This window comes from Chloroflexus sp., from assembly GCF_034435895.1.
Taxonomy (GTDB): domain Bacteria; phylum Chloroflexota; class Chloroflexia; order Chloroflexales; family Chloroflexaceae; genus Chloroflexus.
Map to the genome: position 1 here is coordinate 1 of NZ_DAOTWH010000154.1, position 8,701 is coordinate 8,701.

Below are 8,701 nucleotides of genomic sequence, written 5' to 3' on the forward strand. Positions count from 1 at the left end.
CCCGGCCCTGAAGGGCCGGGCTAGGGGTACGAAGCCCGCTGCGCGGGCTGCTGGCCCTCACCCCCAGCCCCTCTCCCGCTGACGCGGGAGAGGGGAGCGTAGAACTGCGTGTTGAGGCATCACACAGCGATCAACGGTTGGACGCGACCAGTATAACTACCAAAAACCATAACATTTGTGAGTTTTGCGTCTTTTTGTGGCTATTCCGGAACCTCAGAGAGGCGATTTGAGACATCACTATGGGCATTATCTACGGCTTAATCGCTGCGTTAGGGTGGGGAACCGGTGATTTCCTGATCACTCGCGCCACCCGCCAGCTCGGCTGGCAATGGACACTCTTGTTCGCCCAGATGGCCGGTATCGTGGCCATCGGTCTGGTGCTGCTTGGTCGCAGCGATCCGCTGCCGCCATGGGGGCCGGACTGGTTGGTCGCGGTGGCGGTCAACCTGCTCAATGTCACTGGCACACTGTTGCTCTACCGCGCGTTCACGATCGGCACGCTGGCAATCGTCTCACCGATCTCGGCCAGTTTTGCGGCAGTGACAGCAACGTTGGCGCTCCTCGATGGCGAAGCGTTGGGAATGATCACGCTGGCCGGCACCGGCCTAGTAATCGGCGGGGTGGCGGTGGTGTCACGCGGGCCGGGGACAGCGCATACCAATCTGCGCGGCGTACCGGAAGCGATTGGGGTAGCGATCAGTTTTGGTCTTTTCTTTTGGTTGATCGGCGATGTCACGGCGGTCTTCGGCATCGCATGGCCGGTCTTGATCGGGCGGGTCGTGACGGTATTGGCGGCAGCGATGGTCCTCGCCATCAGCCGCCCGGCGCTGCCGCGATTGACAGCGGCGCACGGCGGTCTGATCATTGCGGCCAGTGCGCTCGACACCATCGCCTTTCTCAGCTTCAATACCGGCATCGCGACGGCCTACGTCAGCGTCGTCACGGCGCTAGCCTCGATCTTCAGCGCCGTGACGGTCGTGCTGGCTTGGCTAGTGCTGCGCGAGCGATTAGCGCGCAGCCAATGGCTCGGCGTGGCGGGGATTTTAGTGAGGGTCTTGTTGGTGAGTTTGCCGTGAGATATAGGTGCGGTAGTCAAACTGCCGAACTCCATAATCAGGTCGTTGTGCTACCGATCAACCGTCACCGGCTGGCCTGCCGGCTGCCGGCTTGTGGCCGGCCACCACCAGATGATCGCCATGCTTATTACCAGCACCAGCGTGGTGGCAAAGCCGCCTTCGGGGCCAAACGCGCCGCCGGTCAGCCAATCAGGGCCGGTCTCCATCAAATTGAACAGCATGCCGCCGCTAACCGTTTGCCCGCTCACTTGGAACCCGAAGAAATTACCTTGTACCCAGTTCCAGATTGAATGGAACGCGCAAATCCCCCACAACGACTCCTCGCGCAAGGCGTAGAGGGCGGCGAAGAGGCCGTAGAGAAAGAGATTCAAGAGAGCAAGCGCGCTGAGATTGGGATTAAGGCCGTGCATCGCGGCAAAGAAGAGCGATGAAATTACCACGCCAACCCAAGGCCGGTAGCGCGCCGCTAGGGTAGGCAACATCCAACCGCGGGTGAGCACCTCTTCGGCAGCGCCTTGGATCAGCCAGCCGGGGATGAGCACCAGCAACACCCCGCCGAGCGCTGTCCAACCCACCAGCGCCGGATCGCTAGGCTCGACCGCAACCAAACCAAACGGCGCTAATAAGCCGATGACGGCACAAAACGCAGCAAAACCCAAGAGCAGCCCGCGCCCATACAAGAACCATGCCCGCTGCGGCTCAAACCCAATGGTAACGATCCCGCGCTGCTCGTAGAACCGGATCCACAACCACACGAGCAGAATCATTGCGCCAAACAAAGCAGTGAGGTTAAGTGACCACCAAAAGCCAGAAACCAATGGGGAAACTTTCGTAACCCATGTATCAAAGTAAAGGCTCTCACTGTGCAACATTATTTGCACCAACATCACCGGCAACGCTAGTACTATCGAGAGGATGCCTATGAGGATGCCTATGAGGATGCCGACCACGATCACGCCCCACCACGGCGGCAGACGGCGACCGCTGCGGGCGAGATCGTAGAGACGGTTGTGCGTGAACCATGCCGGAACCATACGCCATTCCTTTCCAAAGGATTGTTGAATAAGCATTGTTATCAATGTTGTAAAAATGAAGATCGCTTCCTGTCAAGGTGTCAATTGGTAACGTCTCGTGCTATGATCCCGCTATAATCGTGCAACAATAGCGCCCATTGGCTCGTTGTAATCTTGTGATGAGGTACTACAAAGAGGGAAGGGAGGCATCCCGTGAGCGATCCACAACGCCCAAACGAGTATGGCCGTTATCAACCTGACCAACAGCCGTATCAACAGCCGTATCAACAGCCGTATCAACAGCCGTATCAACAGCCGTACCAACAGCCGTACCAACAGCCGTACCAACAGCCATACCAACAGCCGTACCAACAGCCGTACCAACCATACCAAATTCAATACCAAGCCACGTCGGGCTACCCCGCGTATGGCGCAACGAAGCCTAATGCGGTATTCGCGATCGGGATTATGGCGATTGTCGATGCCGTGCTCAGCGGCCTCAGCGGGATCGTCTGGTTGTTCACCATTTGCGGTATTCCATTGGGCATCTATTCAATCGCGGTGGCAATCTTGGCCGGGATGTACGCTTACAAACTGATGAGCAACCCGCCGCAGCCGGTGCAACCGAACAAGACGCTGGCGATTATGCAGATCGTCAATATCATCACCGGCAATATCTTTTCGATGGTGTTCGGAATTATCAGTTTGGTGTTTTACAACCAGCTCGACGTGCAGGCCTATTTTGCCTATCGCAACGGCCAACCGTTGCCGCCCCCGTCTCCTCCGCCGCCGTACCAGCCGCCGCAGTTCTGAGCCGAGGGATGGGTCTGAAATCCGACCTGTACGATACCGATCACTGTAAGGGCGGGTTTGCAACCCGCCCTTACAATGCCTGCCACACCTGCGCGCCGGTCGCCGGTAGACTGCTGATGTCCACCATCCCGCTACGCACAAACGTCTCGGCGCCGGTGAAGAGTTCGCGCAAGGCAACACCATCAGCGAGACCGGCGTGGCGCACCGGCAATGCCCGCAAGCCATCGTCGCTGCGGCGCGCGACTACAATCAGTCGCTCTTCCGGCGCTTCGCGCTGAAAGGCAATCGTCGCGCCTTGGGCGTAGAGTTGTTGGAAACCGCCCCAACGCAACGCCGGCGCGCTGCGCCGCAGATGCGCCAGCCGTCGCACAAACGCGCGCAGGTCGTGATCCCACTCCGCTTCATCCCACGGCATCGTCCGCCGGCAATCGGGATCGCCGCCGCCGGCCAGCCCAATCTCGTCGCCGTAGTAGATGCACGGCACGCCGGGGTAACAGAAGAGCAGCGTCATTGCGACCCGCACCCGCGCCAGATCGTCACCAACAATCGTGCGTAGCCGCGGGGTGTCGTGGCTGCCAAGCAGGTTGAACTGCTGCGTCGCCACTTGCCACGGAATCGCCGCCCGGAAGGCTGTCCACTGGGCGGCGACCGTCTCGGTAGCGATCGGGCGCGGATCGGCTTCGGGCCGATTCGGGTTGAATTCAAACCCGCCCAGCCAGCGCCAGATCGGGAAGGTGAAGCCTTGATAATTCATCGTGGCGTCCAGCTCTTCCCCTTGCAAGTGAGGGGTACCATCGAAGAAATGCTCGCCGAGCAGGTAAGCGTTAGGCTGTTCGGCCTTGACCGCCCGCCGGATGCCGCGCCCGATCTTGTGGCCGAGGTTGTCGGGGCCGAGCCGGCCCAGCATATTAGCGACATCGATCCGCCAGCCATCAATGCGATAGGGCGGGCGCAACCAGCGCCGCATGATCGCGTCGGGGCCGGCGTACATCACTTCGCGCAGGCGCACGCTGCGGTAATTGAGCTTGGGCAGCGTCTTGACCCCTAACCAGCTTTCGTAGTCGTCAGGATGGCGGCGGAAGGTGAAGAATTCGGCGGTTGGCGAGCGCGGATCGGCTTGCGCGGCGACAAACCACGGATGGGTGACGCCACAGTGATTGGGCACGATGTCGAGCACTACCCGCATTGCGCGCTCGTCGAGCGACTGCCTCAGCAGCAACAAGCCTGCTTCGCCGCCGAGGTGCGGGTCGATGGTTGTGTAGTCTTCAACATCGTATTTGTGGTTCGAGGGTGCGCGGAAAATGGGGTTGAGATAGAGGGCCGAAACACCTAGGTCGGTCAGATAGTCGAGACGCTGGGCAATACCTTGCAAATCACCGCCAAAAAACTCAATCTGCCCCGTCTGCCGGTTGGGCAATTCGCCCCAACGCCGTGCCAGTACCGGCTTCCCCCGATAGAGATACTCGCCATCGCGCACGTTATTGGCCGGATCGCCGTCGGCGAAGCGGTCGGGAAAGATTTGGTAGAACACCGCATCGCGCACCCAATCCGGCGCGTGGTAGTTCGCCAACACCACGAAGTCGTTGGCGTCGGTCGGGTAGTGGCGGGTGACGCCACCGGCGCTGTACCAGCGCGTACCATCTTCAGCTCGCAGGAGGAAGCGGTAATTGGTGCGCAGCATGCGGATCGGCAGCTCGCCTTCCCACCAGCGGCAGACACCCTGTATACCAATCTCGCGCATCGGCGTGATCTGCTGCTCACCGTCGGGGCAGGTGCGCAGAAAGACGCCGCTAACCGGCGCCTCAGCGTCAAGGCGGAGCCGGATCACGGCGGTATCGCCCAACCTTCCGCTAAAGCGCAGGTAGGCGGGCGAACCGTCGTGATGAATGCTGGTCTCCCAGTGCAGCTCGCTCATGCCATCTGCTCCAAGGTAGCAATAGCCGCCGCAATCCGCGCCAGCGATCGCTCGCTCCCCACGCCGGCCAGCGTATCGAACAGCGGCGGCGCAACGCTACGCCCAGTGATGGCAATGCGGATCGCGCCAAAGAGCGGCCCCGGTTTCACAGCCAGTTGCTCGCACAACCCACGCAACGTCGTCTCCAACGCCGGCGGCGTCCAGTCTGCTTGCCGGCTCAGCGCCTCGTGCGCCGCGCGCAGCATCGCGATCGTCTGCGCGGCATCGTGCTTCTTGGGAATCAAGTCAGCCGGGTTGTACGTCTCGCCCGGCGTCACGTCGCGGTAAAAGAAGAGGAGCAAGTCCGGCGCTTCCTGCAATTCTTCTAGCCGCTCGTGGATGAGCGGGATCAGCCGCAACAGGTAGTCGCGCTCGGCATCGCTGGCCGGATCGCCAATCAAGCCGGCCTGCTGCATAAACGGCAATACCAGCTCGGCCACTTCCGCCGCCGTTCGTTTGCGAATGTAGATACCGTTCATATCGCGCAGCTTTTCCGGGTTCCAGCGCGCCGGCGAGGGCTGGATGCGGTCGAGCGTAAAGCGCGCAATCAGCTCGTCGCGACTCATGATCTCGGTCACGCCGTCGTAGCTCCACCCTTGCAACGCCAGATAATTGAGCATCGTTTCCGGCAGATAGCCGCGCTCGCGGAAACGTTGCGCGGCCACGTCATCTTTGCGCTTCGACAATTTGCCTTTGCCGTCGTGACGCAAGATAGCCGGCAAATGGGCAAAGATTGGACGTTGCCAGCCAAAATAGTCGTACAGCAAGACGTGATACGGCGTGCTCGGCACCCACTCTTCGCCACGCATCACGTGGGTAATCTTCATCAGATGGTCGTCAACCAGATGGGCAAAGTGATAGACCGGCATCCCGGTCGATTTAATCAACACAATATCTTGCAACTGGTCATTCTGCACGACGATCTCATCGCCGCCGCGGACAAGATCGCGGAAGCGGGTTTCACCTTCTAACGGCGCCTTCAGGCGCACGGTGTACGGCTTGCCGCTGGCCGCCAGCTCACGTTGCCGATCGAGCGGCCAATCGCGTTCGGGGCCGCGGAAGCGAAACGCCTTGATCCCGGCGGCTTCGGCGGCGGCCCGCATCTGCGCCAGCTCCTCTTCGGTCGTAAACGACATATAGGCGAGACCGGCCTCGAGCAACTGGTCAATAAAGGGCCGATAAATACCCAACTCAAACCGTTGCGACTGGACGTAAGGGCCATACGGGCCGCCCACATCGGGGCCTTCATCCCAGTCGATGCCGACCCAGCGCAGCGAAACGCTAATATCGTCGGCAGCGCCGGGCACAAACCGCTTCTCGTCGGTATCTTCGATGCGCAGAATAAACTGGCCGCCGTAGTGCCGGGCGCAGAGCCAGTTAAACAAGGCGGTGCGCACGCCGCCGATGTGCAGGCTGCCGGTTGGGCTAGGCGCGAACCGCACCCGCACCGGCCCGTCGATTGAAGTCATGAGCTACTCCTTGTCAAACCTCTGGTGGGACGTTGCTATGGAACGTCTGGATCCGCTCCTCACCCAGCAGAAGGTATCAGGGTGAGGTCAATGACGGCGAGAGGCGTATCTCCGCTGCTCGTCTGTGCGCTATGATCCGGCCAACACCACCATGTCGTCGCGATGGACAACTTCCGGCCCATAATCATACCCTAAAACCGAGCCGATCTGGTGCGAGCGCAGACCGGCGATCATGCGCACATCGTTCGAGCGATACTGGGTGAGACCGCGCGCGATTTCGCGGCCAGCAGGGTCAAAAATCCGCACCGTCTGACCACGATCAAACTCGCCGCTCACCTCGCGGATGCCGGCGGCGAGCAAGCTCTTGCCTTGGCGGGTAAGCGCCGTAGCCGCGCCTTCATCCACCACAATCCGCGAATGGCGCACCGTTTCGGCCAAGATCCAGCGTTGGCGCGCATCGGGATGGGTCGTTGCCGCCGGAAAGAAGGTGCCGATCCGCTCGCCGTTGGCCACACGCGCGATCACATCCGGTTCGTGGCCGGCGGCGATGACCACTGCCACACCGGAACGAGTGGCGAGATCGGCGGCCTGTATCTTGGTCTGCATCCCGCCGGTACCACGATGCGTCCCGCTCCCACCGGCCATCGCCCAAATCCGCTCATCGATCACCGGCACCTCGCGCAACAGCGCAGCAGTGGGATCGCTGCGCGGATCGGCACTGTAAAGACCAGCAATATCGGTCAGGATCAAGAGCAGGTCAGCGTCGATCAAGCCGGCCACCAGCGCCGAGAGATTATCGTTATCGCCAACCCGAATCTCGGCGGTCGCCACCGCGTCATTCTCATTGATAATCGGCACAATTCCCTGCGCAAGGCAGAGGGTGAGGGTATTGCGGGCATTGAGATACCGGCGACGGTCACGCAAGTCGTCGCGGGTGAGCAGCGCCTGCGCCACCTGCAACCCGTACAGCTCGAAAATCTGCTCGTAGAGGTGCATCAACCGGCTCTGGCCAACCGCGGCGAACACCTGTTTGAGCGGGATGTTACTGCGCTGCCGGGGCGCAACGCCGAGCCGCTCCTTACCGGCAGCAACTGCGCCCGACGAGACCAGCACCACTTCGTGGCCATCTGCTTTGAGACGGGCAATCTGGCGGGCCAACTCGACGAAATAGGGCCGGTGGAGGCGGTCGGTGCCAGCGGTCAGCACGCTGGTGCCCAATTTGACAACAAATCTGGTCATATCAGTATGCAATGATATGGATGAATTGATTTCGATCGTGGTATTTGGTAGAGGCCGCACAGCCGTGCGGCCTCCAGTTGCCGCGCCCCCTGAGTAGATGGTGCTAAAGGGTTATCCCCAATTCGGCCAAGCGGGCCGGCGTTGGATCGCCACGCGCATCCCACCCGTGCCGGGCATAATACTCGGCCAACAACGCCTCGAGCGGCGGAGTATGGCCGGCGGTCGGCCCGCTGCTCAGCGGTTCGCGCAGATACCGGTCAGGCAAGGTGTCTTGGCTATTGCTAGCGTAGCGGCGGGTAAAGAGCCGGTCAAGGGTGACAATCCGCTCGCCGATCCGCACCAGATCAGCGCCGGTGATGGCGCGCCCGGTCACCGCGCCGATCAGCGCGATCAACTCGCCGGGAGTGATCTGATAGGCCATCAGGCCAAGCCGGCGGCAGAAGCCGCTGGCATCGAGCGCAGCAGCAAAGCGTTCGTGCCAAATCAAGCGCAACGCTTTCCCCTCGCTCTCACGCGGCCCGCTGGCCGGCGGCGGCAACCATGCCGGCGGTTCGGCCACCAATTCTTCAAAGGCCATCGCATAGCGATAATCGCCGCCGATCGGACTCGTCGCCATCGCCAAGCCAATCTCGGTGAGCGCGCGCGGATCGAGCGCCGGCATCGCCAAACCTTTCACCTGCGGGGCAAATGCCGCCGATCCCCATACCGCCTCGTACATCTCTCCCACACCGAGCGAGAGAATATCGCGCTTCTCTTGGCGCTGGCTGATGCGGTCGAGGGCCGCAATCACCGCCGCGCCGTCACCCCAATGCAGTGTGCGCTGGCGAACCAAACCCTCGTCTTGGGCTTCGGTCATAAAGACAATAGCTGCCGCTGCTGCCGCCGGATCAATCCCCAATCGCAAACAGCGATCGGCAATCGCCAGCATTGCATCGGGGTCGGTAATGCCCACCCGGGCGGCAAAGCCGGCGATCAGTTCGAGGCTAGGCAACGGATGAGTCGCGCCGCTCTTGGTGCGCAGATCGATATAGCACGGCAACGGGCACTCGGCGCAACCCCGTTCGAGCCGCCCGCCGCGCCGCGCAATCTCGCTGAAGGTACGGGCAATCGCCACGCCATCAGCCGGCGCGCGCGCAT

At 61.3% G+C, this 8,701-nt stretch carries 7 protein-coding genes; 2 read left to right on the forward strand and 5 right to left on the reverse strand.

Annotation, left to right across the window (positions count from 1 at the left end; all coding sequences use genetic code 11):
* Positions 1-239: 239 nt before the first annotated feature.
* Positions 240-1,076, forward strand: a complete 837-nt coding sequence (locus tag U9R81_RS09220) for a DMT family transporter (RefSeq protein ID WP_322495187.1) — start codon at positions 240-242, stop codon at positions 1,074-1,076.
* 50 nt (positions 1,077-1,126) lie between these two features.
* Here U9R81_RS09220 and U9R81_RS09225 read toward each other — a convergent pair whose 3' ends face one another.
* The gene (locus tag U9R81_RS09225; RefSeq protein WP_322495188.1) at positions 1,127-2,110 is read right to left on the reverse strand and encodes a type II CAAX endopeptidase family protein; all 984 of its coding nucleotides are present in this window, start codon (positions 2,108-2,110) and stop codon (positions 1,127-1,129) included.
* A gap of 192 nt (positions 2,111-2,302) precedes the next feature.
* Here U9R81_RS09225 and U9R81_RS09230 point away from each other — a divergent pair, with 192 nt between their 5' ends.
* Positions 2,303-2,902, forward strand: coding sequence for a hypothetical protein (locus tag U9R81_RS09230; RefSeq protein ID WP_322495189.1), 600 nt, complete (start codon positions 2,303-2,305; stop codon positions 2,900-2,902).
* A gap of 70 nt (positions 2,903-2,972) precedes the next feature.
* Here the strand turns inward: U9R81_RS09230 and malZ are convergent, their stop codons facing one another.
* The 4 genes from malZ to U9R81_RS09250 all read right to left on the reverse strand — a co-directional run.
* The gene (malZ, locus tag U9R81_RS09235) at positions 2,973-4,817 is read right to left on the reverse strand and encodes a maltodextrin glucosidase (protein ID WP_322495190.1); all 1,845 of its coding nucleotides are present in this window, start codon (positions 4,815-4,817) and stop codon (positions 2,973-2,975) included.
* Positions 4,814-6,325, reverse strand: a complete 1,512-nt coding sequence (gene gltX / locus U9R81_RS09240; RefSeq protein WP_322495191.1) for a glutamate--tRNA ligase — start codon at positions 6,323-6,325, stop codon at positions 4,814-4,816. The genes malZ and gltX overlap by 4 nt, the downstream gene beginning before the upstream one ends.
* A 129-nt stretch (positions 6,326-6,454) precedes the next feature.
* Positions 6,455-7,564: a glutamate 5-kinase gene (gene proB / locus U9R81_RS09245; RefSeq protein ID WP_322495192.1), complete on the reverse strand. Its 1,110-nt coding sequence runs from the start codon at positions 7,562-7,564 to the stop codon at positions 6,455-6,457.
* A 103-nt stretch (positions 7,565-7,667) separates the two neighbouring features.
* Positions 7,668-8,701: aldehyde ferredoxin oxidoreductase C-terminal domain-containing protein (locus U9R81_RS09250; protein ID WP_322495193.1), on the reverse strand; the 1,034-nt coding region annotated here is incomplete at its 5' end.